Below are 23,069 nucleotides of genomic sequence, written 5' to 3' on the forward strand. Positions count from 1 at the left end.
AGGGGAGGTAGATACCGTGCCAACCGAATACCGCGATCTCTATACCCGCTGCGGCCGGCGTGTCGGCCGGCCGGTCGCCCGCGGCACCGCCGCCCCCGCCGGCTGCTACTTTATGGCAGTAGAGCTGTGGCTATACCGGCCAGACGGCCAGCTCCTGCTGTGCCGGCGGGCCAAAAGCTGCCACGTGCTGCCGGGGTACTGGGGAGCCACCACCGGCGGCGTACAGACCGGCGAGACCAGTGAGCAGGCCTGCCTGCGCGAGGCCAAAGAAGAGCTGGGCCTTACCTTGTCCCCCACAGCGCTGCAACCCGTCGCCCGGCTGCTGCCCCACGGCGACACACTGTGGGATGTCTATGCCGCCGCGCTCACCTGCCCGGTCGGCGCGCTGACGCTGCAGCCCGAAGAAGTCGCCGCCGCCCGCTGGGCCACCACCGCCGAGATCCGCGCCCGCGCCGGGCAGGGGCAGCTGTATATCTATCCCGAACTGCCCTGGGTGCTGCACAAAGTGAAGATGCAAATTTTGTCTGGACAGGTCGATCCCCGACCGCTAGAATAGACAGTACAGGGAGGGATAGATCATGGAATTTTTGATCGAACACCACGCCGCGCTCTACGGCTACTTTGCCCGTGCCGCCATCGTCGCCGCTGGGGAGGAGGGCCGTCGTGCCATGGCCGAGGCCACCTGCCTCTACGGCCAGCAGCGGGGCCGCCGTATGGCGCTGCGCGCTGTGCGCGACGGGGCGCCGCTGGATATGAACAGCTATCTTCTGTACGGCGAATGGGCCGACAAAGAGGGCAAAAACATCTCGCAGCCGCTATCTGTTTCGCCCCACTATACCACCGCTACCACCCATTGCGGCTGGTGCGAGGCGTGGGAGAAACTCGGCCTGCTGGAGTACGCAAAGCTCTACTGCCAGTATGTCGACGAAAACCTGGTGCGCGGTTTCGCCCCCGCACTGCACCTGGGCATCGAAGGCGTGCTCTCAGCTGGGGCCGACCACTGCCATTTCGTCTGGTACGGGGCCGATCTCAGCGGAGAGGCAATGGCCGATTTTGCCCGCCGCAAAACCCAGATGGGAGAACAAAACCAGCGCGATTTCCTCTACCACACCGCCCATCTCTACCGCGCGCTCACCGACACACTGCGCACCCAGCTGCCCCAGTGTGCCGACTCGGTGATCGCCACGGCCGAGCAAGACTTTGCCGGTCAGTACGGTCTGGCGGCGCTGGCAGCGGTACAGACGGCCGCCAGCCAGGATTTTTCTGCCATCTAGCGCCCCGGCCCCACCGGCCGTCCTATACGCCCGCCACCCATTTGCACAGGAGGAAAAACTATGGTTTGTGACCTGCTCATCAGCGGCGCGTCGGCCCTCATGCCCGACTACACCGTCAGAGAGGACGTCTCCATCGCCGTCACCGGCGGCAATATCGTCGAGATAGGCCCCGCCGCCGACCTGGCCGTCAAATACCAGCCGGCCCAAACGCTGTCGGGCCGGGGAAAGCTGGCTATGCCCGGCCTGGTCGACGCCCACCACCACACCTGCCAGCAGCTGCTGCGCGCCAAAGTTACCGACGAGTACCCCATGATCTGGACCCGCTTTCTGGTCCCGTTTGAGAGCAATCTCGACGAGGAGGACGTGTATGTCAGCGCCCAGCTCTCCTGCCTCGAGATGATAAAATCCGGCACCACTTCTTTTGCCGATTCCGGCGGCCGCCACATGGACCAAGTGGTCCGCGCCGTGCTCGAGTCGGGCATGCGCGCCTGCATCACCCGCTCCACCATGGACATCGGTCCCGCCATCCCCGACAGCATGAAAGATTCGCCGGAGGAGAACATCCGCCAGACCGAGGAGCTCTACCGCCAGTTCCACGGCGCCGGAAACGACCGGGTACATATCTGGTTTGGCATGCGTCAGGTCATGACCTGCTCGCCCGAGCTGGTCCGCGCCACCGCTCAGCGCGCCCGCGAGCTGGGCACCGGCGTGCACGCCCACCTGTGCGAGCACAAAGACGAGGTCAGTTTCTGCCTGCAGAACTACCGCCTGCGCCCGGCCGAGTACTTGGAGGAGATGGGCATGCTGCGCGACAACCTGCTCACCGCCCACAATGTGGTGCTGTCCGAGAGCGATATCGCCCTCATGGCCCGGCGGGGGGTCAAGGTGGTGCACTGCCCCCGCGCCAACCTCTCCAACCACGGTTTCCCCAAAACGCCGCGCATCCTCGAGCAGGGCCTGTCGGTGGGCCTGGGCAGCGACGGCTGCTGTTCCAGCAGTCTAAACCTGTTCGACGAGATGAAGGTGCTGCGCAACGGCATCATCGCCTACTGGGGCCTGCCCATCTTCGACCCGGTGGTGCTGCGGGTGGAGCAGATCGTCGACATGGCCACCCAGGGCGGCGCCAACGCGCTGCTGCAGGGCGACAGTCTGGGCAGCTTGCAGGTGGGCAAAAAGGCCGATATCATCTGTATCGATATCGACCAGCCCCATATCAGCCCCACCTTCAACCTGGTCAGCACGCTGGTCGAGGCGGTCACCGGCGGCGACGTGGTCGACTCGGTCATCGACGGCAAGCTGGTCATGAAAGACCGCCAGGTACTCACCCTCGACCAGAAAAAGATCCTCGCCCAGGCCAAAGAGCACATGCAGACCATGGCCGTGCGGGCGGGTATCGCCTAAATGCATACCCGTCTGCGCGCTCCGGCGCGGCTGCTGTTGGCCCTGCTGGCCGCTGTGTCGCTGGTCGGCTGCGGTGCAGAGCAGGACCCGACGCCCGAGCCGACGAACCTCTACCGCACCTTTATCAGCGAACAGGCTGCCGAGATGGGCTACCTGCAGCAGAGCACCTATACCTTTCCCTGGCGCACCCCCACCAGCTCCAGCCAAAAGCTGGGCCTGTGCAGCGCCTATATCGGCGATCTCGACGGCGACAGCCAAAAAGAGCTGCTCACCGCCGCCATCCCCAAAGACCAGCAGGGCAGTGCCCAGTTTGTGGCGGCGGTGTACGGCCTTCGGGATGGGCAAGTCCGGCAGATAGGCCAGCTGTGCAGCCTGCCCACCCTGCAGTACGGCAGCGAGCACAAACAGCTGTTTATCCGCGAAAAAGACGGGGTGCGCTATCTCTGTGTCACCAGTCAGAGCATGCAGTCCCCGTTTCTGCCCGATTGGGGCAGCGCGCTCTGGGTGTACCAGCTTAAAGACGGAAAGCTGCGGCCGGTGCGGTCCTACGCCTTCACCCACAGCGAGGCGGGCAACCGCTACACCGGAGAAGGCATCACCCTGTTCGATACGGCGGCCGAGCCGGGCACCGCCCAGCGCTACGAGAGCGAGCAGGCCGCCATCGACGGCATCCGGCAAGATCTCGACGCCTACGGCCTGCAGGATCAGGCCGTCGCCGCCGAAAACCCCGATGCGCTGCGCCGCTTTGCCTTCGGCGATCCGGTGCGCAAAGACAGTGCTACCCAGCCCATCTTTGCGTTGGAGGCTTCTTTTAACGCCGACACAGCCCAAACGGTGTCTGTAAAGCTCAAAGATGCTACCAGTCTCCCCGGCCTGCTCAAATAAATAACTCAGCCCCATTTCCCGCAGGGCCCCGGCACCCAAAGAGGTACCGGGGCCCTGCTCGCGTCTGTCCACGCCGCCCCGGCACAGGTCTTCTCGCCAGGGCCAAAGGCGGCATTTGTCCCGGTACTGTACACCGCACATAGCACACCGCACACAGCACATCGCGATGCCATGAGACCATGACGCCACGACCTGCCAACTGCTCACCGGCCCGGTGGCAGGTGGCACGATCGCAGCACAGTCCTGTCATTTTCCTGGCGGGCGGGCAGGCAGCTATATCGCCATTGCTGCCCGCCGCCGTCCACGCTCATCCATCCCCACTATCACCACTGCCCCTCTCCGGGGCTCGACCCGTTTTCCCTCAGACCGCCAACACTCCTACAAACAGAGCGGCCTGCTGTAATATCCCCGCCGCCCGGTACCCATCGGGGAGGGGAGACCACCGCCTACCGGCTCCTTTTTGTGCAGCTTTTCTGCGGTCCGGTCCGGGGAGTCAGCCCTATACCTGCCGGCGACATCGCCCCCGCCGATACATGTTGCGCTGCACCGCGCTTTGCCCGGCAGCACCACCGGCAAAATTTGGCTCTTGTGTCCGCGCTAACGCTCTGCCTTAATAATTTGAGCTGCCTTCCCAACAACAGCCTGCCCTAAACCCCCATATGGCCCGCTGGCGGACTCTATAGCGCTCCGGCAGCAAAAGCCCTCACCGGCCCCATCGTTCCTACCGCTCCCACCGTACCTGCCGCCATGCCCGCTGCTGCGCCCTATTTATCCAGTACATACTGCCCCAGATCACACCCCCGCCCCAACGTTCCAACGCCACTCTACCCGCACCACATGCCCATTTCATCAAAAAGAGGAGCAGCTGCACACAAATGTGTGCAGCTGCTCCTCTTTATACGGTCTGCCCCGGCGGTCAGTGGCTCCGACTACAGCGGCTTTCTCTCGCCACTGCCGTCGGCATGGATGCGAAATCCGCCGTTTTTGTAGTTGCCGATCTCCACCCAGTCACCGCTGATGGCAAAGGTGAACCCCTCGGCGTTGGCAGGGGTGGCAAACACCTGCCCCGACAGCGACAGGTCGGTCACGTCGTTCTGTGCGCCGCTGCCGTCTGCCGCCACCCGCACCAGCTTCACCCGGTTCACCACTATGTACATCCAGCCCGAAGTCAGCGAGATCATCTCGCTGCCCTCGGGTAGGGTAGCCAGCAGCTTGTCATCCGTGCCGTCCAGCTTGGCGGCATGCAGCTCCAGCCCCCGCTGGTAATACAGGTTGTTCTTGCCCAAAATACAGCTGGTAAGGCCGCTGGCCACCACCTTGTCGCCGTCGCTCTGCGGCTCTTTATAAACCAGTTCTCTGGTCTGGCTGCCGTCCTCGGCCGTCTGCGTGCGCAGGCTGTAGGTGTTGCCGTCGCGCTCGGTGTCTTCGGTCATCAGCGAATAGGTGACGTCGGCCGTATCTTCCTTGCCGCCGAACACATCCACCCCCAGCGCGTCGTACAAAAAGTACACCACTGCGCCCGAGAGCAGTATCGCCACCAGCAGCGTTCCCAGCAACCACTTTTTCATATCTGTTCCATACCTTCCAAATGTCGTGGACAAAGGCCCGTGCACACCGGCGGCCCCTAAAGCGCCGTCGCTTTTATGGCTACAGGTCTCTGCCGCAGCACTTTTTGTACTTCTTGCCGCTGCCGCAGGGGCAGGGGTCGTTGCGGCCGATCTTCTTTTTGCGCACCGGCTCTTTTTTGGCAGTGCCGTCGCCGCTGCCGGCACTGGCCGCCGCCGGCTTGGCCACCTGCTCGCGCTTGGGCTCCTCCTGGGTCTTGATCACCATGGTCAGCACCATCTTCACCGTGTCCTCTTTGATCGACTCGATGAGCTCGTCGAACATGTCAAAGCCCTCGATCTGGTACTCCACCGCCGGGTCTTTCTGGGCGTAGGAGCGCAGGTAGATGCCCTGCTTCAGCTCCTCCATGGCGTCGATGTGATCCATCCACTTGGTGTCCACCACCCGCAGCAGCACCACCCGCTCCAATTCGCGCATGATCTTGGCGCCGTAGAGCTCCTCCTTGGCCGCGTACAGGACCTTGGCCTTTTCGATGATGGTCTCCCGCAGCTTGTCGGGGGTCAGGTCGGCCAGCTCTTTTTCGGTGTAGTGCAGGTCGTCTTCGTCTAGTATCCAGCCCAGGTAGTGGCTCTTAAGGCCCTTGATGTTCCACTCGCTGGGGTCCGAGTCGGCGGCGATGTAGCTCGACACTGCCGACTGCACCGTGTCCTCCAGCATGGTGACGATGTTCTGGTGCACGTCCTCGCCGTTTAGCACCTTGTCGCGCTGGGCGTAGATGATCTCGCGCTGCTTGTTCATCACGTCGTCGTAGCGCAGCACGTTTTTGCGGATGCCGAAGTTGCGGCCCTCCACCTTGCGCTGAGCGCTCTCGATGGCGTTGGTCAGCACCTTCATCTCGATGGGCTGGTCTTCCTCCAGCCCCAGCGAGCCCATCATGTTCTGCACCCGCTCGCCGCCAAACAGCCGCATCAGGTCATCTTCCAGCGACAGGAAAAAGATGGTCTCGCCCGGGTCGCCCTGGCGGCCGGCACGGCCGCGCAGCTGGTTGTCTATACGGCGCGACTCGTGGCGCTCGGTGCCGATGATAAACAGGCCGCCGGCCTCCTTTACCGCCTCGGCGTCCTGGCGGATCTGCTCTCTGTACTTCTCCTCCAGTTCGGCAAATGTCTTTCTGGCCGCCAGGATCTCCTCGTCCTCGGTCTCCGAGTGCCCGGTCGACTCGGCGATCAGCTCCTCGGCGTAGCCCTGCCGGCGCATCTCGGTCTTGGCCATAAACTCGGCGTTGCCGCCCAGCACGATATCGGTGCCGCGCCCGGCCATGTTGGTGGCGATGGTCACCGCGCCTTTCTGGCCGGCCTGGGCCACGATCTCGGCCTCTTTTTCGTGGTATTTGGCGTTGAGCACCTCGTGCTTGATGCCCTGCTTTTTCAGCAGGCTGCTCAAATGCTCCGACTTCTCGATCGAGATGGTGCCCACCAGCACCGGCTGGCCCTTTTTGTGGCTCTCCACGATCTGCTCGATCACCGCGCGGAACTTGGCCGCCTCGGTCTTGTAGATGCGGTCGTTGTGGTCCTGCCGCACGTTGGGCCGATTGGTGGGTATCTCGATGACGTCCAGCTTGTAGATCTCGGTAAACTCCACCTGCTCGGTCAGCGCCGTACCGGTCATGCCCGAGAGCTTCTGGTACATCCGGAAGTAGTTTTGGAAGGTGATGGTGGCCAGCGTCTTAGACTCCCGCAGCACCTTCACGCCCTCTTTGGCCTCGATGGCCTGGTGCAGGCCCTCATTGAAGCGGCGGCCGATCATCAGGCGCCCGGTGAACTCGTCGACGATGATGACCTCGCCGTCTTTCACCACATAGTCCACGTCCCGCACCATAATGCCCCGGGCCCGGATGGCCTGGTTGATGTGGTGGGCGATCTCCATGTTCTCGGCGTCGTTGAGGTTTTCGATGTTAAAATATTTTTCCGCCTTTTTAATGCCCTCTTTGGTCAGGGTGGCGGTCTTGGCTTTCTCGTCGACGATGTAGTCGCCCTCTATCTCGTCGTTGTCCTCTTTGTCGTTGAGCTCGGCCACCTTGGTCATGCGCAGGCTCTTGGCAAACTGGTCGGCGATCTTGTACATCTCGGTCGACTTGTCGCCCTGCCCCGAGATGATCAGCGGGGTCCTGGCCTCGTCGATGAGGATCGAGTCCACCTCGTCGACGATGGCGAAGTTGTGCCCGCGCTGCACCTTGTTTTCCTTGTAGATGACCATGTTGTCGCGCAGGTAGTCAAAGCCCAGCTCGTTGTTGGTGCCGTAGGTGATGTCGCAGCCGTAGGCCTCGCGCCGCTGGGCGTTGTCCATCCCGTTTACGATCAGCCCCACGCTCAGGCCCAAAAAGCGGTATACCTTGCCCATCCACTCGCTGTCGCGCTTGGCCAAATAGTCGTTGACGGTGACGATGTGCACCCCTTTACCGGCCAAGGCGTTAAGGTAGGCCGGCAGCGTGGCCACCAGCGTCTTGCCCTCACCGGTCTTCATCTCGGCAATGCGCCCCTGGTGCAGCACGATGCCGCCGATCACCTGTACCGGGAAGTGGCGCATGCCCAGCACCCGGTCGGCCGCCTCGCGGCAGCAGGCAAAGGCGTCGGGCAAAATGTCGTCCAGCGTCTCCCCGGCGGCCAGCCGGTCTTTCAGCTTCTGCGTGGTCTCGCGCAGCTGGGCGTCACTGTATGCGCGGTAGGTGTCCTCCAGCGCAAATACTTTTTTGGCGATGGGGTCTACCCGCTTCAGCTCTTTTTTGCTGTAAGAGCCAAACAACATCTCTTTCAGTCCCAAAAATAATCACCTCAAAATATCGGTGCACAGCGGCTGCGCACAGATGGGTAAGCGTATCATCACGCGTGTATACAAGAACAGGAATAAGAATAAGATACCAAATTACATTGTACCTGTTGGTTTTGGGCTTGTCAATCAAAGCAGGGCTTTCCCGCCGCGATCGTCATACACTTTTAAGGTTTGTCCGCCGCCCCGCCTCCCATACCGCCGCGGTCCCCGGCGCCAGGGTCGTCCCCTCCACCTCTGGCTGGGCGGGCACGCCTTTTTCTTTTAGGCAGTGCCGTCGCTCTGCGCCCACATACCGCGTTGTCGCCCGCCCCGGCCCTATACTGCTTGGCTCCGCTGTGCTGGGCACATATCTGTATACCTGTCTGCGCGCTCCTCTCTACTGCACCGGCATCAAACGCCCCACTCGGTTCAGCCCGACCCACCCCAGCACAGCCCAATCCAGCCCGGCCCAGCCCGACCCAGTACAGCACAGCCCGACCTGTTTCCCGCACGATCTGCAGCCTCCCACCGCTGCCGCCACATACCCCTCCTCTCCAAATGTCGCCCCCAACACCATCCCCAACACCATCCCCAACACCATCCCCAACACCATCCCCAACACCGCCCTAAACACCCCCCTAAACACCCCCCTAAACACCCCCCTCTTTTCCCGCACGGCCGGTGCACAGCACCTGTTCACATTTTCACACACCCCGGCGAAAACGGCGTTTTCGACTTGCGAAAAGCAGGCGGACCCAGTATAATGGGTCCAGAGCATGTATTTTGCCGATTTGTACTTTTAGCTTTAAAAGGAAGTCAGTAAAATCGAAAGGAGTTTTCAAATGAACTATTCTCATGAAGTTGAGAAAATGTGTGTCGTGGCCAAAGGCCCGCACCACGGCCCGGCTCCCATTCCCGAAGAGGGCAGATGGGTAAAAGCCTACCAGATACCCGACATCTCCGGCCTCACCCACGGCGTCGGTTGGTGTGCCCCCCAGCAGGGTACCTGCAAACTCACCCTGAACGTCAAAGAGGGCGTCATCCAGGAGGCCCTGGTCGAGACCATCGGCTGCTCCGGCATGACCCACTCGGCCGCCATGGCCGCCGAGATCCTGCCCGGCAAGACCATTCTGGAGGCCCTGAATACCGACCTGGTGTGTGACGCCATCAATGTCGCCATGCGCGAGCTGTTTCTGCAGATCGTCTACGGCCGCACCCAGACTGCTTTCTCCGAGGACGGCCTGCCCATCGGCGCCGGCTTGGAGGACCTGGGCAAAGGCCTGCGCTCGCAGGTGGGTACCATGTACTCCACCGGCGCCAAAGGCGTCCGCTACCTCGAGATGGCCGAGGGCTATGTCCTCTCCATCGCCCTGGATAAAAACGACGAGGTCATCGGCTACAAGTTCTGCAAAGTGGGCAAAATGCTCGAGGATATCCGCCACGGCGTAGATCCCACCACCGCTTACGAGCAGAACATCGGCACATACGGCCGTTACGACGGCGCTGCCAAATACATCGACCCGCGTGAGGAATAGGGAAAAGGAGGTTAGCGTACATGGCACAGTTTGAAGGTAAAGAGAGAAGAATGGCAAAGATCGAGGCATGCCTGGCCGAATACGGCTTCGAGAGCCTCGAGGCTGCCGACGAGCTCTGCAAATCCAAGGGGATCAATGTAGACGAGATCGTAAAAGGCGTACAGCCTATCGCATTTGAAAACGCCGTTTGGGCCTACACCCTGGGTGTGGCCATCGCCCTGAAAAAAGGTATCACCAAAGCCGCCGACGCTGCCGAGGCCATCGGTATCGGCCTGCAGGCATTCTGCATCCCCGGCTCGGTCGCCGAGCAGAGAAATGTCGGTCAGGGCCACGGCAACCTGGGCGCCATGCTGCTGCGCGAAGAGACCGATTGCTTCTGCTTCCTGGCCGGCCACGAGTCCTTCGCCGCCGCCGAGGGCGCCATCGGTATCGCACGCACCGCCAACAAGGCCCGCAAAAAACCCCTGCGCGTCATCCTCAACGGCCTGGGCAAAGACGCCTCTTACATCATCTCCCGCATCAACGGCTTTACTTACGTCCAGACCGAGTACGACTTTAAGACCGGCGAGCTCAAAGTGGTAAACGAGACCGCTTACTCCGAGGGCGAGCGCGCTGCCGTCAAGTGCTACGGCGCCAACGACGTGCTCGAGGGCGTGGCCATCATGAAACACGAGAAGGTCGATGTATCCATCACCGGCAACTCCACCAACCCCACCCGGTTCCAGCATCTGGTCGCCGGCACCTACAAAAAGTGGGCGTTCGAGAACGACGTCAAGTACTTCTCGGTGGCTTCCGGCGGCGGTACCGGCCGTACCCTGCACCCGGATAACGTGGCTGCCGGCCCGGCCTCCTACGGCCTCACCGACTCCATGGGCCGCATGCACGGCGACGCCCAGTTCGCCGGCTCTTCCTCGGTCCCCGCACACGTTGAGATGATGGGTCTCATCGGCATGGGCAACAACCCCATGGTCGGTGCCACCGTCGCCTGCGCGGTCGCCGTAGAGGAAGCGGGTAAATAAAACTCCTTTCCATATCGCTGTAAGCTTGAAATGTAGTACCTTATAATAGGCGCCGTCAGGTGCCACCGCCGCCCGCGCGCGGCAAACTTCCTTGATTATGAAAAAAGAGCTGTCGGCCCCCGCACATGGGCCAACGGCTCTTTTTTTCGTTTTTTAAACGTTATCTCCACGCACCAGATCGTCAGTTTTACGGGATTGCGCCGTTATATCTATAAAGTGGCGGCACCTAACGATAAATAGCATCTGCCGCTTGCCCGTTCACATGGCGACTATCCCCCCACCATGCGGTACTTTTTGTCTCCCGGCAACTCTTTTACCAGACGACCGCTTTGCCCCAAAACGCTCAATGCTTTCCTGCGATTGTAGTCGCCTATATCGCAGTTTCAGCCCAGTGCGCCCCGTCATTCAAAAATATTTGTTTTGCTCTATCTGAATAAATTTTTGCAATTTTTAGTATGGCAACCGCTCAGTTTAGCAGAACCCGAACAGGTGGCTAGACCCTCTGCAGTAGGATAGAGGCAGGTGGAGTAAATGGCTGATCAGAGTGGGCGCTGTTACCAGATGGATATAAGTATCTCCCATTGCCGGCATTTGTGGGGGGTCAGCCAGATCGAGGTGCCGCAGTTGTTCGCATCGCCAGCCCTGACCGCCCTGTTCGACAGCACCGACGCCTTGGAGATCGAGCCCAAACTGCTGTCCGAGTCCCACTGACCGACCTGCGCGGCCTCCCGGATCTCCCGACTTTTAGGCCGTTATCGTCTTGACAAAATCTACACGCCCCCCCATAATCAAAGAAAACACCTGCTCCGCAGGGCAGTAGTAGGAGGCGTCTGCCATGAAACAATGTATGGATGCAGAAAATCTGCACCGCCGCTTAAAAAAGATCGTCGGCCAAGTACAGGCGATCGACCGCATGGTCGATGAAGACATTCCCTGTGAGGATATCCTCTCCCAAATAAACGCCGCTAAATCGGCGCTGCATAAGGTGGGCCAGGTAGTGCTGGAGGGGCATATCAACCACTGTGTGCGCGACGGTATCGAGCATGGCGATGCTGACGCCACTATCAAAAACTTCACCAAAGCTGTCGAGCGCTTTGCCAATATGATCTAGATGTACACCCCTGTGCCCGCCGCACAGAGGTGTCTATATGCACCTGTAAACAGCCGATTTTACGGCTGTTCTTTTTTTGTCCGCTTGACAGGGCATACCCCTATAAGTATATAATGCAAATAGAACATATACCTCTATAAGTATAGAGACAAAAAGAGAGGTGCCACCATGAAAAAACTCGAGGCTCTGCTGGCGTGGGGCGGTATAAAAAAAGACATCACCTGCCTAGCACTGTCAGCGCTGGCCCTGCTTGCCAGTATATTTCACCTGCTGCCTTTGCCACTGGATGCGGCCTGGGTAGCCATCCTGCTCTGCGGTGTGCCTATCCTGCTCGAGGCCGGTATCGGTCTCATCACCGCCTTCGATATCAAAGCCGACCTGCTGGTCTCTATGGCACTCATCGCCTCGGTGGCTATTGGTGAAATATTTGCAGCCGGCGAGGTGGCCTTCATCATGCAGCTGGGCGCCCTGCTCGAAGATCTCACCGTATCCAGAGCCCGTGCCGGTCTCGAAAAGCTGGTCCATCTCACCCCCCGCACCGCCCGTGTGCTCAAAAATGGATCTGAGACGGTGATCCCTGCTCGGCAAGTACAGGTCGATGATGTGCTGCGGGTACTGCCCGGTGAGGCGATCCCCGTCGATGGTGTCATCACCGCCGGTGCCACCTCGGTCGACGAGTCAGTCATGACCGGCGAGTCGCTGCCGGTCGATAAAGCGGTGGGCGACCCGGTACAGAGCGGCACCACCAATCAGTTCGGCGCCTTCGAGATGCGCGCCGTCCGGGTGGGGGAGGACAGCTCCATCCAGCGCATGGTGCGCCTGGTCCAGTCGGCCGATGCCGGCAAAGCCAAGATCGTCGGTATAGCTGACCGCTGGGCCACCTGGATCGTGCTCATCGCCCTGATTGCGGCTGGCCTCACCTGGCTCATCACCGCACAGGTCATCCGTGCAGTCACTATCCTGGTGGTGTTCTGTCCCTGCGCGCTGGTGCTGGCCACCCCTACGGCCATCATGGCCGCCATCGGTAACGCCACCAAATACGGGGTGTTGGTCCGTCAGGGCGACGCCTTTGAGCGCCTGTCCCAAATACGCTGTCTCACCTTCGATAAGACCGGTACGCTCACCTATGGCCGTCCCCAAGTGGTGGCCGTCTGCAGTGCCGTCCCCGCTATCTCCAACGAGCAGCTGTACAGTTTGGCTGCTGCCGCCGAACTGCGCAGTGAACATCCACTGGGCCGGGCATTGGTCGACGGCTGCCGCCGTCAGGGCTATTTTATACCCCAGCCCCAGCAGTTTATAATGCTCCCCGGTTTAGGGGTCCAGGCGGTAGTCGCCGGCTGCACAGTGCTGGCCGGCAATCCGGTCCTGCTTTCCGACCGGGGTATCGCTGTCCCCACTGGTCAGGGCACACACTACGCCGACCAGGGGTGCACCCTCATCCACATCGCCGTCGATGGAGCCTATGTCGGCTTTGCCGCTCTGGCCGATACTTTGCGCCCCAGCGCCGCCCAAACAGTGGCCCAGCTGAAAGATCTGGGTGTCGCTCCACTGCTGCTCACTGGCGATCACTCCCAGGCGGCGGGCCATATCGCCGCCCAACTGGGCATCACCCAGTACCGGGCCAGCTGTCGACCGCAGGACAAATTACAGGTCATCAGCGACCTGCAGCACCAGGGTCGACCGGTCTGCATGGTGGGTGACGGCATCAATGACGCCCCAGCCCTCAAAACCGCACAGGTGGGTATTGCTATGGGCGGCATCGGCAGCGATATCGCCGTAGATGCCGCCGATATCGCCCTGGTCCGCGACGATATCTCGGCGCTGCCCCACCTGTTGGCCCTGTCCCGCCGCATGATGCGTACCATCCGCACCAATATGGCTTTCTCTATGGCCCTCAATTTCTTGGCTATCCTCCTGGCCATGACTGGCCTGCTGGGCCCGGTGGTGGGGGCGCTGGTACATAATGCCGGCTCGGTGGTGGTCATCATCCACTCGGCCCTGCTGTTGCGCTACCACTACCGCCCCGCCAGCCACCGCCCCTAGCGCACCATCTTTACAGCGCCCCCATTTTCAGGTATGCTGGTAGTAACGAAAAAAAGGGGAGACCTCATCCATGCAGCATACTCTGCAAACTAGCATCCGCCAAAGCACTGCCCTGCGCCGCAGCTTTATGAAGCTGGCTCGGCGCACCTTCGATATCGCCTTTGACAGCTGGTACAAAGCCGGCTACTGGACCGACCGCTACATCCCCTACGTGTTGGCCGACGGTGGTCGGGTAGTCGCCAACGTGTCGGTCAACACCATGGATATCGTGTGGCAAAAAAAGACCCGACACTATATCCAGCTGGGCACCGTCATGACCGATCCGGCCTATCGCGGCCAAGGCCTGGCCCGCCGGTTGCTCGAGCGCGCACTGGCCGACTGGGACGACGACAACGCCGCGGTCTATCTCTTTGCCAATGACTCGGTGCTCGATTTCTATCCCAAGTTTGGCTTTGTCCGCTGCCCCCAGTACCAATACGCGCTGCCGGTCACTGCCGCGCCCAGCAGTTTTCACCAGCTGGATATGTCCCGCACCAAAAGCGTGCGCCTGTTGCAGCGCTGCTATCAGGCCGGCAACCCCTGCGCCCAGCTCACCTGGAAAAACAATTTCGGGCTGCTCATGTTCTACTGTCTCGGCCCCATGAAAAATAGCGTCTACTACAGTCCGCAGCTCGATGTGGTCTGCATCGCCGCCCAGGATGGCGACACCCTCTACTGCTTTGACATATTTGGCCCGGCCTCGCTGCCGCTGCCCGAGCTGCTGCCCCAGCTGGCCGGCCCCGCTACCACCACCGCCGTGCTGGGCTTTACTCCCGATGATACCGCCGGTATGACCGCTGCCCCCATTACCGATGGCGACACGCTGTTCATCCGCGGCGGCGGGGAAGACCTGTTCACCGGTCAGCAGCGTATGTTCCCCATCCTCTCCCACGCCTAGAAGCGGGCGCTCGAGAGAGTGTTTACTTCTGCTGCCCCTATATGTTCGCCCGCCCACATTACCTGCCTGCAGACATGTAAAGGAGCTCCCCATGCACATCCGCCCCTATCAGCCGTCCGATATCGACCAGATCGCCAGCCTGTTTTACCAGACTGTACACACCGTCTGCGCCGCCGATTACACCCCCGACCAACTGGCCGTGTGGGCCACCGGCCAAATAGATAAAGCGGGGTGGGACCGTTCTTTTCGCAGCCACTATACCCTGGTGGCCGTCAGCGGCGACACGGTGGTGGGCTTTGGCGATATCGATGCCACCGGCTATCTCGACCGGCTGTACGTCCACTGCCGCTTTCAGCATCAGGGTATTGCCACCGCGCTGTGCGACCAGCTCGAGCGGCACTATCCGGTCGCGGCCATTACCACCCACGCCTCCATCACCGCCCGCCCCTTTTTCGAACGACGCGGTTACCGGGTGCTGCGCGCCCAGCAGGTCGAGCGCGGCGGGCTCACCCTGCAAAATTTCGTCATGCAAAAAGATCTCTAAAACACCGCCTTTTTCCATCCCCAAAAGCCCCGGCCATATTTTGGCCGGGGCTTTTTTAGCGCCGTTTTACCGCCAGGTCCCCTGCATCACGCTGTCTCAAGCCGTTTTGCTCGCCCCGCTCTTTTGCCCCCTTCGCACCACCTTGTTCCCCGGGCAGCGTCCCCGCGCCCCTATACTGCCGTGCCCCTATGCCACTATGCCCTGGGGCCCCGCCTGCACCGCCCTGCACCCGCCCGCCCCCAGGCCGTCGCTCCCGCGCCCACCAGGCCGCCCCCTGCTCAGTCTCCCTGCTGTCTGGTCCTTTATCCACCGCCCCCATACGTCCTCCCGCTCCACCACCGCCCCACCACTGCCACGCACTTTAACGCGCTCTTAACCGGATCGCCGTCGGCCCTAACGCCACCCTTATTTTTTTTGCGCTATGATAGTCCACGAAAGAAGGAGGGAGCATCTGTGCAAATCGTCATAATCGGTATTGGTATCTTAACGGTGGCGGTCCTGGTCTATCTGGGGCGCGTCCTGATGAAGGAGGATAGCTGACCATGCATGCAACTCTACAATATGTGCTGTACATTGCAGTACTGCTGGCACTGGCGATCCCGCTGGGCATCTATATCAGCAAAGCCATGGGCGGGGAAAAGACTGTGCTCACCCGGCTGCTGGCCCCCTGTGAGCGCGGCCTGTACCGCCTGCTGCACATCGACAGCCAGGAGGATATGAACTGGAAGAGATACGCCGGCTGCGCGCTGGCCTTCTCCGCCATCAGCCTGGCTGTGCTCACACTGATTCTCAAATTCCAAAACATTCTTCCCTGGAACCCGCAAAATGTCGACGGCATGAGCTGGCATCTTGCCTTTAACACCGCCGTCAGCTTTATCACCAACACCAACTGGCAGGCCTATTCCGGCGAGGTAGCGCTCTCCAGTTTCTCGCAGGCTCTGGGTCTCACCGTGCAAAACTTCGTCTCCGCCGGGGTGGGCATCGCCGTGCTGTTTGCCATCATCCGCGGCTTTGTGCGCACAAAGGCCAAAGGTATCGGCAACTTCTGGGCCGATCTGGTGCGCAGTGTGGTGTACGTGCTGCTGCCGCTGTGCTTTGTCATGTCCATCGCCCTGGTGGCGCTGGGCGTGCCCCAGTCGCTGGGCGAGAGCAAAACAGTCGACCTGCTCGAGCCTATCGCCGTCTCCCAGCAGGGAGAGGTGATCGAGGGGGCAAAGATCGACCTCGATGCCGGCACCGTCACCCTGGATGGCCAGCCGGTAGACGGCGCCAAGATCGTCACCAAGCAGGCGGTCCCGCTGTTCCCCCAGGCCAGCCAGGTAGCGCCCAAACAGGTGGGCACCAACGGCGGCGGGGTGCTGGGAAACAACTCCGCCCACCCGTTTGAAAATCCCAACCCCGCCACCAACCTCATCGAGATGATCTCCCTGTTGCTCATCCCCGCCGCGCTGTGCATCTCCTTTGGCCGCAGCGTCAAAAACAAAAAGCAGGGGGTAGCCATCCTGGTGGCCATGACGCTGGTGCTCATCGCCGCCCTGTCGGTGGTCGCCATAAACGAGCATCAGGCCACCCCCCAGCTGGCCCAAAACGGGGCGGTGCAGATAACCGCCGAGCAGGGCTACGCCGGCGGCAATATGGAGGGTAAAGAGACCCGCTTCGGCATCGCCACCTCCTCTACCTGGGCGGCGTTCACCACCGCCGCCTCCAACGGCTCGGTCAACTCCATGCACGACAGCTACACCCCCCTGGGCGGCATGGTCCCCATGCTGCTCATGCAGCTGGGCGAGGTGATATTCGGCGGCGTGGGCTGCGGCCTGTACGGCATGCTGGGCTTTGTGCTGCTCACCGTATTCATCGCCGGGCTCATGGTGGGCCGCACGCCCGAGTACCTGGGCAAAAAGATCGGCCCCAAAGAGATGCGTATGGCCGTGCTGGTGTGCCTGGCCACCCCCATCGCCATCCTGGTGGGCAGCGGTATTGCCGCCATGCTGCCCTCCACCGCCGCCAGCTTAAACAATGCTGGTGCCCACGGCTTTTCCGAAATGCTCTACGCCTATTCATCCTGCGGCGGCAACAACGGCTCGGCCTTTGCCGGCTTTAACGCCAACACCCCGTTTTTAAATGTCAGCCTGGGCCTGGTCATGCTGTTTGCCCGCTTCGTGCCCATGGTGGCCACGCTTCTCATCGCCGGCAGCATGGCGGCGAAAAAGCGGGTGGCGGCCAGTGCCGGCACGCTCTCCACAAGTAATGCTATGTTCGTGTTCCTGCTCATCCTCATCGTGCTCATCGTCGGCGCGCTCAGCTTTTTCCCCGCGCTGGCACTGGGCCCCATCGCCGAATTCACCCAGATGTTGGGCCTCGGCTAAAGGTAGGTGTTATCTGTGCTTGCAAAACAAAAAAGAGCGGCCTTTTCCAGCCGCGCCATGCTGGGGCGGGCCATCAAAGACGCCTTTTTAAAACTCGCCCCCAAAGACCAGATAAAAAATCCGGTCATGTTCTTAGTCTACCTCTCGGCGATCCTCACCACCGCCCTGTTCATACTGGCGCTGTGCGGGGTATCTGACGGCATCGTCGGCGCCGGCTATATCGCCGCCATCGCCGTCATCCTCTGGCTCACCACCCTGTTTTCAAACTTCGCCGAGGCCATCGCCGAGGGCCGCGGCAAGGCCCAGGCCGATACGTTGCGCGCATCCAAGCGCGACATGACCGCCCATCTACTGCAGTCGCCCGACGACCGCGACCACTTTCAGGACGTCGCCGCCCCGCAGCTCAAAAAGGGAGACCTGTTTTTGGCCCGCGCCGGCGAGCTCATCGCCGCCGACGGCGAGGTGGTGGCCGGTGCCGCCTCGGTAGATGAGAGCGCCATCACCGGCGAGTCGGCCCCGGTCATCCGCGAAGCCGGCGGCGACCGCTCCGCCGTCACCGGCGGCACCACCGTGCTCTCCGACTGGCTGGTGGTCCGGGTCACCCAGGAGGCCGGGCAGAGCTTTCTCGACAAGATGATCGCCATGGTCGAGGGGGCCGACCGCAAAAAGACCCCTAACGAGGTCGCGCTGGAGATCCTGCTGGTGGCGCTGTCTATCATCTTCGTGCTGGTCACCGCGTCGCTTTACACCTACTCGCTGTTTTCCGCCGGCCAGCTGGGGGTGGAAAATCCCACCTCGGTGGTGTGGCTGGTGGCGCTGCTCATCTGCCTGGCCCCCACCACCATCGGCGCGCTGCTCTCGGCCATCGGTATCGCCGGTATGAGCCGGCTCAACCAGGCCAATGTCCTGGCTATGAGCGGCCGCGCCATCGAGGCCGCCGGCGACGTGGATATCCTGCTATTGGATAAGACCGGCACCATCACGCTGGGCAACCGTCAGGCCGCCGCCTTTTTACCGGTCGATGGCTGCACCGAGCGCCAGCTAGCCGAGGCCGCACAGCTCTCCAGCCTGGCCGACGAGACCCCCGAGGGCCGCTCGGTGGTGGTACTGGCCAAGCGCAAATTCGGTATCCGTGACGTGTCGGTGCCAAAAGATCAGCTCACCTTTGTCCCCTTTACCGCCCAGACCCGCATGAGCGGCGTCGACTACCCCGGCTGTCAGGTGCGCAAAGGTGCCGCCGAGGCGGTGGAGCGCTACGTCAAAGCGGGCGGCGGCAGCTACAGCGAGCAGTGCCGTCAGCTGGTGGCCGAGGTGGCCCGTCAGGGCGGCACCCCGCTGGTGGTGGCCAAAAACCACCGTGTACTGGGGGTCATCCACCTAAAGGACATCATCAAAGACGGGGTCAAAGAGAAATTTGCCGACCTGCGCAAAATGGGCATCCAGAGCATCATGATTACCGGCGACAATCCGGTCACCGCCGCCGCCATCGCCGCCGAGGCCGGGGTCGACGACTTCCTGGCCGAGGCCACCCCCGAGGCAAAACTCGAGATGATCCGCAAATATCAGGCGCAGGGCCACCTGGTGGCCATGACCGGCGACGGCACCAACGACGCCCCCGCTCTGGCCCAGGCCGATGTGGCAGTGGCCATGAACTCCGGTACCCAGGCGGCCAAAGAGGCCGGCAATATGGTCGATCTCGACTCCTCGCCCACCAAGCTCATCGATATCGTGCGCATCGGCAAGCAGCTGCTCATGACCCGCGGCAGCCTCACCACCTTTTCCATCGCCAACGATATCGCCAAGTACTTCGCCATCATTCCGGCCATCTTTATGGCCCTCTACCCCGGGCTGGGCGTACTCAACATCATGCATCTGCAAAGCCCGGCCAGCGCCATCCTGTCGGCGCTCATCTACAACGCCCTCATCATCGTGGCCCTCATCCCGCTGGCCCTCAAAGGGGTCAAATACCGCGAGGTGCCGGCCGGCAAGCTGCTGCGCCACAATCTGCTCGTGTACGGCCTGGGCGGTATCGCCGTGCCGTTTATCGCCATCAAGCTCATCGATCTCGTCGTCGCCCCGCTGCTGGCCGTCCTGTAGTTACCCCGCTTTAAGGAGGAAGATCACCCATGAAAAAAGTTCTGTCCCGCGCCGCCGGTCTGCTGCTCTGCATGAGCTTGCTGTGCGGCCTCATCTACACGCTGGCAGTCACCGGTATCGGCCAGCTGTTCTTTCCCCACCAGGCCGGTGGCAGCATCATCGAAATTGACGGCAAGACCTACGGCTCCGAGCTGCTGGGCCAGCAATTTAGCGACGACGGCCACCTCTGGGGCCGGGTCATGCATGTAGACGTCAGCACCTTTACCGATGAAAACGGCCAGCCGGTGCTGTACGCTTGGGCCTCCAACCTCAGCCCCGCCAGCGACGAGTATGAGCAGCTCATCGCCCAGCGCGTCGAAAAGCTCCGCGCCGCCGACCCGCAGGCCGATCCCGACAACATCCCCGTCGATCTCGTCACCTGCTCCGGCAGTGGCCTCGACCCCGAGATATCGCCCAAAGCCGCCGCCTATCAGGTGCCGCGCATCGCCGCCGCCCGCGGCGTCAGCGAGAGCGAGGTGCAGGCCGTCATCGACCGCTATACCACCGGCCGTTTCCTGGGCGTGTTTGGCGAGGAGCGGGTCAACGTCCTCAAGGTGAACCTGGCTCTCGACGGCATCCTCACCGAGAGCTGACCGCATCGGGTAAAAAAACTCTGCCTCCAGCGCCCTACAGACCAAAAAGAGCCCCCCGTCTCGGTACGGGGGGCTCTTTTTGCAGCCGGATCGCTGCTTTTTACGGCGGCCATGCCCAAAATACAGGCGGCGACCGCTTGCCATAGCGCCCCCCGTCATCTCCTATCGGGGAAGAGCTCTTACTCCACATAGCAAAGAGCGGCAGATCACTGCGATCAGGGCCACAACCGGTACCACACCGATGTTGGGGGTTTCTCACCTCGGGCATATGCAGCGGCGACCGCTTGCCGCCCCAGGTGCAGGCCCTGCGCAGGATCAGCCGCCCGCGCCACGGCCCGTCCGCGTTCCGTCCGCGCGCCGAACCGCCGCCTAAAATAGGATCGATAGCGGGTGGGCTGCCTGCTATCGATCTTCGGCAGGCAGGGGATAAGGGGCGTTTGCAGCGCTCAGTACCCGCTCTGTACAGATATCGATACCAGTCGCCCCGCTTGTCCCGGCGCACCTGACAGAGCACCGCTTTCAGTACAGCTATAAAAAGGCCGTGTTCCACTCTTGACCGCCGCTCAAAACAGCCAAAAGGTGGGGGAGCCTCGCCGCATCTCGGCCATAAGCGCCCCTGCAGTCGTCTGGCGCACCGGTGTGCCGGTGCCCCGCCTACTCCTCCTCCAGCTCGCGGGCACAGGCCAGGTAGTAGTGCCGACCGTTGGCGCTGGTCTCCAGTGCCGCTATCGCCCGCAGAGCGGCTGCCTTCTGCCCGCGGGCGACGCGGTCTGTCTCCCGGTCGCCGCTGTCTAAAAGCAGGTCGCACAGCTGCAGGCACCACTGGTGCTCGCCGTCTGCGGCGGCGCGTCGGGCCGCCTGCAGCACCGCCGGCGCCCCACCCATTAGCGCCACCGTTTTCTGGGCGTGCTCTGCCGGCGGCAGCGGGTGCAGGTGGGTGGGGTTGCCGTCAAACCACCCCAAATAGGCGGTGTAAATGGCCCGTATGGTCCACTCCACACAGCCGTAGTGCTCCGCCAGGTAGGGTAGCTCGGCGTACTTTGCCGGCAGCACCAGCTCGGCGGCCAGCTCCTCGGCGCTCTTGCCGGCATTCATGCCCGCCAGCGTATGGGTCAGCAGGTAATCAAAGGCGCCCGCAAAGTTTTTTAGCGTCGCCTCCACCTGATCCCGGCCCAGTACCGCACCGGTGTGTCCCGGCAGCAGGCATACCGCCGGGTAACTGCGCAGCGTCTCAAGGCTCTCTATCCACACCGCAATATCGCGGTACTGCCCGCCCCGTATCGCGTACAGGTTGGGAAAACAGCCGTAGTAGGTGTCGCCACAGCAGAGCACCCCCGTCTGTTCCAGCCATATCATCATGCCGTCCTCGGCCTCGCCGGGCAGGCGCACCAACTCTACTTTTACCCCATCTATCTCCCGCACCACGCGTCTTTGCTGGTACAGCGTCGTCGGCGCCACAAAAGCGCGGTGCTCGCCGTGGGTAATGCCCTCCCGCGGGCCGATCCCCTGCGATATGGCCTCCTCGTCGGTCAGGCCGTAGCCAAACTGGCGCTCGCCCCGCCGCCGGCCGATCTCCTCCAGGTGCCCGCTATATTTTAGGGCCGGGCTCGCCGGCGCAAAGGCGATGATCTCCGACACGCTGTCGCTAAAGGCCCCGGCGCCGCCCCGGTGGTCGGGGTGCCCGTGGGTGTAAAAGATGGTCTTTACCTCTTTGCCGGTCTTTTCTCCTATCACCGCCCGCAGCTTCTCGCCCCGCTTTAGCGTGTCCAGCGTATCCACCAGCAACACGCCGGTGCGCCCCTCTATAAACACCGCGTTGCTGTGCCCCATCCCCAGCACGAACCACACGCCCGGGGCCACCTCGCGCACCTCTTCCCGGTAGCTCTGCCGCGAAAAGTCGCGCAGCCGTCTCTCGCCGTCTCGTATCAGCACTGTCATTTCCTCCCCACCCGGCGTCCGGCGCCGGCCATGCCCTGTAAAAAGGCGCTGCTGTCAACATACATCCCTATCCTACTACAAGATCCGCGCTGCGTCCATCCGCGCTGCACCACTTGCATATCCGCCGCCACTGCTGCATACTGGGGTCAGGAGGTGATCGCTGTGCGCAGCACCAACTGGGCGCGCCGTGACGACTTTATCCGTAAAAGCGGTATACAACATCTTTTTTCATTTGATATCCGCCCCTATATCCAGCTTTATTATTTTAAAAAAGGGACCGCCCTATACCGTGAAAACGGCACGGTCGACTGCCTCTATTTTGTCATGTCCGGGCAGGTGTCGGTGTCGCTCACTCAAAAAAATGGCCGCACCAGCACCGTAGAGCTGGTGCCCGGGCAGGGGGTCTTGGGCGAGCTGGAGCTGGTGGGCGCCCAGTGCGGCCCACAGGAGGCCTGTGCCATGACCGATGTGTGGTGTCTGGGCTTTCCGCTAAAACAGTGCCGCGAAAAGCTGTTGGGCGACGCGCTGTTTTTAAAGCATCTCTGTCAGCTCATGGGCCACAAGCTTATTGCCAACCGCGACGTATTCACTGCCGGCCAGGCCTATCCGCTCAAAAATCGGCTGGCGGCCTATCTGCTGCTGGTCATCCCCAAAGGGGCGCCGCTCTCCCAGCCGCTCACCGGTGTTGCCCGCTATCTGGGGGTCACCTACCGCCACCTGTTGCGCGTCATGGGCGACCTGCAAAAACAGGGGCTGCTGCAAAAGCAGGCAGACGGCTATCGCATCAGCGATCGCCCCGCCCTGCAAAAACTGGCTGACGAGATCCAGTGATCCGCGCCGCCGCGCCCCGCAAAAAAATAGCTGCGGCCGCTCGGGTGGGGTAGGGGCGCTGCTTTCTTGTCCCCCGCCCGGC

At 61.8% G+C, this 23,069-nt stretch carries 19 protein-coding genes; 15 read left to right on the plus strand and 4 right to left on the minus strand.

Translation table 11 applies throughout. From position 1 onward, the window contains the following. The first annotated feature begins 16 nt into the window (after positions 1–16). The 4 genes from C6Y32_RS00155 to C6Y32_RS00170 are packed head-to-tail and all read left to right on the plus strand — an operon-like array spanning position 17 to position 3,560. Positions 17–556, plus strand: coding sequence for an NUDIX domain-containing protein (locus C6Y32_RS00155; protein ID WP_105203142.1), 540 nt, complete (start codon positions 17–19; stop codon positions 554–556). 22 nt (positions 557–578) lie between these two features. Then, the gene (locus tag C6Y32_RS00160) at positions 579–1,274 is read left to right on the plus strand and encodes an L-2-amino-thiazoline-4-carboxylic acid hydrolase (RefSeq protein WP_105203143.1); all 696 of its coding nucleotides are present in this window, start codon (positions 579–581) and stop codon (positions 1,272–1,274) included. Positions 1,275–1,334: 60 nt separating this feature from the next. Next, a complete protein-coding gene (locus C6Y32_RS00165; RefSeq protein ID WP_105203144.1) occupies positions 1,335–2,675 on the plus strand; it encodes an amidohydrolase family protein in 1,341 nt (446 codons plus the stop codon). Beyond that, on the plus strand, positions 2,676–3,560 hold the full coding sequence (locus C6Y32_RS00170; RefSeq protein ID WP_105203145.1) for a hypothetical protein: 885 nt from the start codon (positions 2,676–2,678) through the stop codon (positions 3,558–3,560). Positions 3,561–4,489: 929 nt separating this feature from the next. Here C6Y32_RS00170 and C6Y32_RS00175 read toward each other — a convergent pair. From C6Y32_RS00175 to C6Y32_RS00185, 3 genes are all read right to left on the minus strand, one after another. After that, positions 4,490–5,128 carry a hypothetical protein gene (locus C6Y32_RS00175; RefSeq protein WP_105203146.1) on the minus strand — a complete coding sequence of 213 codons (639 nt, stop codon included), beginning with the start codon at positions 5,126–5,128 and terminating at the stop codon, positions 4,490–4,492. A gap of 79 nt (positions 5,129–5,207) precedes the next feature. Next, positions 5,208–7,946, minus strand: a complete 2,739-nt coding sequence (secA, locus tag C6Y32_RS00180) for a preprotein translocase subunit SecA (RefSeq protein WP_105203147.1) — start codon at positions 7,944–7,946, stop codon at positions 5,208–5,210. A 385-nt stretch (positions 7,947–8,331) separates the two neighbouring features. Continuing rightward, entirely contained in the window at positions 8,332–8,580 is a 249-nt protein-coding gene (locus C6Y32_RS00185; RefSeq protein WP_129589345.1) for a hypothetical protein, read from the minus strand. A 196-nt stretch (positions 8,581–8,776) separates the two neighbouring features. On the opposite strand from C6Y32_RS00185, the gene C6Y32_RS00190 reads away from it, so the two are divergent. From C6Y32_RS00190 to kdpC, 10 genes are all read left to right on the plus strand, one after another. Beyond that, a complete protein-coding gene (locus C6Y32_RS00190) occupies positions 8,777–9,469 on the plus strand; it encodes an iron-sulfur cluster assembly scaffold protein (RefSeq protein ID WP_105203149.1) in 693 nt (230 codons plus the stop codon). Between the two features lie 20 nt (positions 9,470–9,489). Further along, a complete protein-coding gene (locus C6Y32_RS00195; RefSeq protein WP_105203150.1) occupies positions 9,490–10,488 on the plus strand; it encodes a GGGtGRT protein in 999 nt (332 codons plus the stop codon). 531 nt (positions 10,489–11,019) lie between these two features. After that, positions 11,020–11,199: a hypothetical protein gene (locus C6Y32_RS00200; protein WP_105203151.1), complete on the plus strand. Its 180-nt coding sequence runs from the start codon at positions 11,020–11,022 to the stop codon at positions 11,197–11,199. Positions 11,200–11,323: 124 nt separating this feature from the next. After that, on the plus strand, positions 11,324–11,599 hold the full coding sequence (locus C6Y32_RS00205) for a metal-sensing transcriptional repressor (RefSeq protein ID WP_105203152.1): 276 nt from the start codon (positions 11,324–11,326) through the stop codon (positions 11,597–11,599). A gap of 168 nt (positions 11,600–11,767) precedes the next feature. Continuing rightward, positions 11,768–13,642, plus strand: coding sequence for a heavy metal translocating P-type ATPase (locus C6Y32_RS00210; RefSeq protein ID WP_105203153.1), 1,875 nt, complete (start codon positions 11,768–11,770; stop codon positions 13,640–13,642). Between the two features lie 70 nt (positions 13,643–13,712). After that, the gene (locus tag C6Y32_RS00215; protein ID WP_105203154.1) at positions 13,713–14,579 is read left to right on the plus strand and encodes a GNAT family N-acetyltransferase; all 867 of its coding nucleotides are present in this window, start codon (positions 13,713–13,715) and stop codon (positions 14,577–14,579) included. A 91-nt stretch (positions 14,580–14,670) separates the two neighbouring features. Continuing rightward, positions 14,671–15,123, plus strand: coding sequence for a GNAT family N-acetyltransferase (locus C6Y32_RS00220; protein ID WP_105203155.1), 453 nt, complete (start codon positions 14,671–14,673; stop codon positions 15,121–15,123). 542 nt (positions 15,124–15,665) lie between these two features. Next, positions 15,666–17,489 (plus strand): potassium-transporting ATPase subunit KdpA, encoded by a 1,824-nt coding sequence (gene kdpA / locus C6Y32_RS00230; RefSeq protein WP_105203157.1) that lies wholly within the window; start codon positions 15,666–15,668, stop codon positions 17,487–17,489. Between the two features lie 57 nt (positions 17,490–17,546). Then, entirely contained in the window at positions 17,547–19,586 is a 2,040-nt protein-coding gene (gene kdpB, locus C6Y32_RS00235; protein ID WP_105203639.1) for a potassium-transporting ATPase subunit KdpB, read from the plus strand. 29 nt (positions 19,587–19,615) lie between these two features. Then, a complete protein-coding gene (gene kdpC, locus C6Y32_RS00240) occupies positions 19,616–20,218 on the plus strand; it encodes a potassium-transporting ATPase subunit KdpC (protein ID WP_105203158.1) in 603 nt (200 codons plus the stop codon). Positions 20,219–20,872: 654 nt separating this feature from the next. On the opposite strand, the gene C6Y32_RS00245 is transcribed toward kdpC, so the two are convergent. Beyond that, positions 20,873–22,150, minus strand: coding sequence for an alkyl/aryl-sulfatase (locus tag C6Y32_RS00245; protein WP_105203159.1), 1,278 nt, complete (start codon positions 22,148–22,150; stop codon positions 20,873–20,875). Between the two features lie 168 nt (positions 22,151–22,318). On the opposite strand from C6Y32_RS00245, the gene yeiL reads away from it, so the two are divergent. Beyond that, positions 22,319–22,987 (plus strand): transcriptional regulator YeiL, encoded by a 669-nt coding sequence (gene yeiL, locus C6Y32_RS00250; protein WP_164998045.1) that lies wholly within the window; start codon positions 22,319–22,321, stop codon positions 22,985–22,987. Positions 22,988–23,069: the final 82 nt, after the last annotated feature.

Origin of the sequence: Neobittarella massiliensis (ex Bilen et al. 2018), from assembly GCF_900289145.1 — a bacterium.
In the GTDB taxonomy this organism is placed as follows: domain Bacteria; phylum Bacillota; class Clostridia; order Oscillospirales; family Ruminococcaceae; genus Neobittarella; species Neobittarella massiliensis.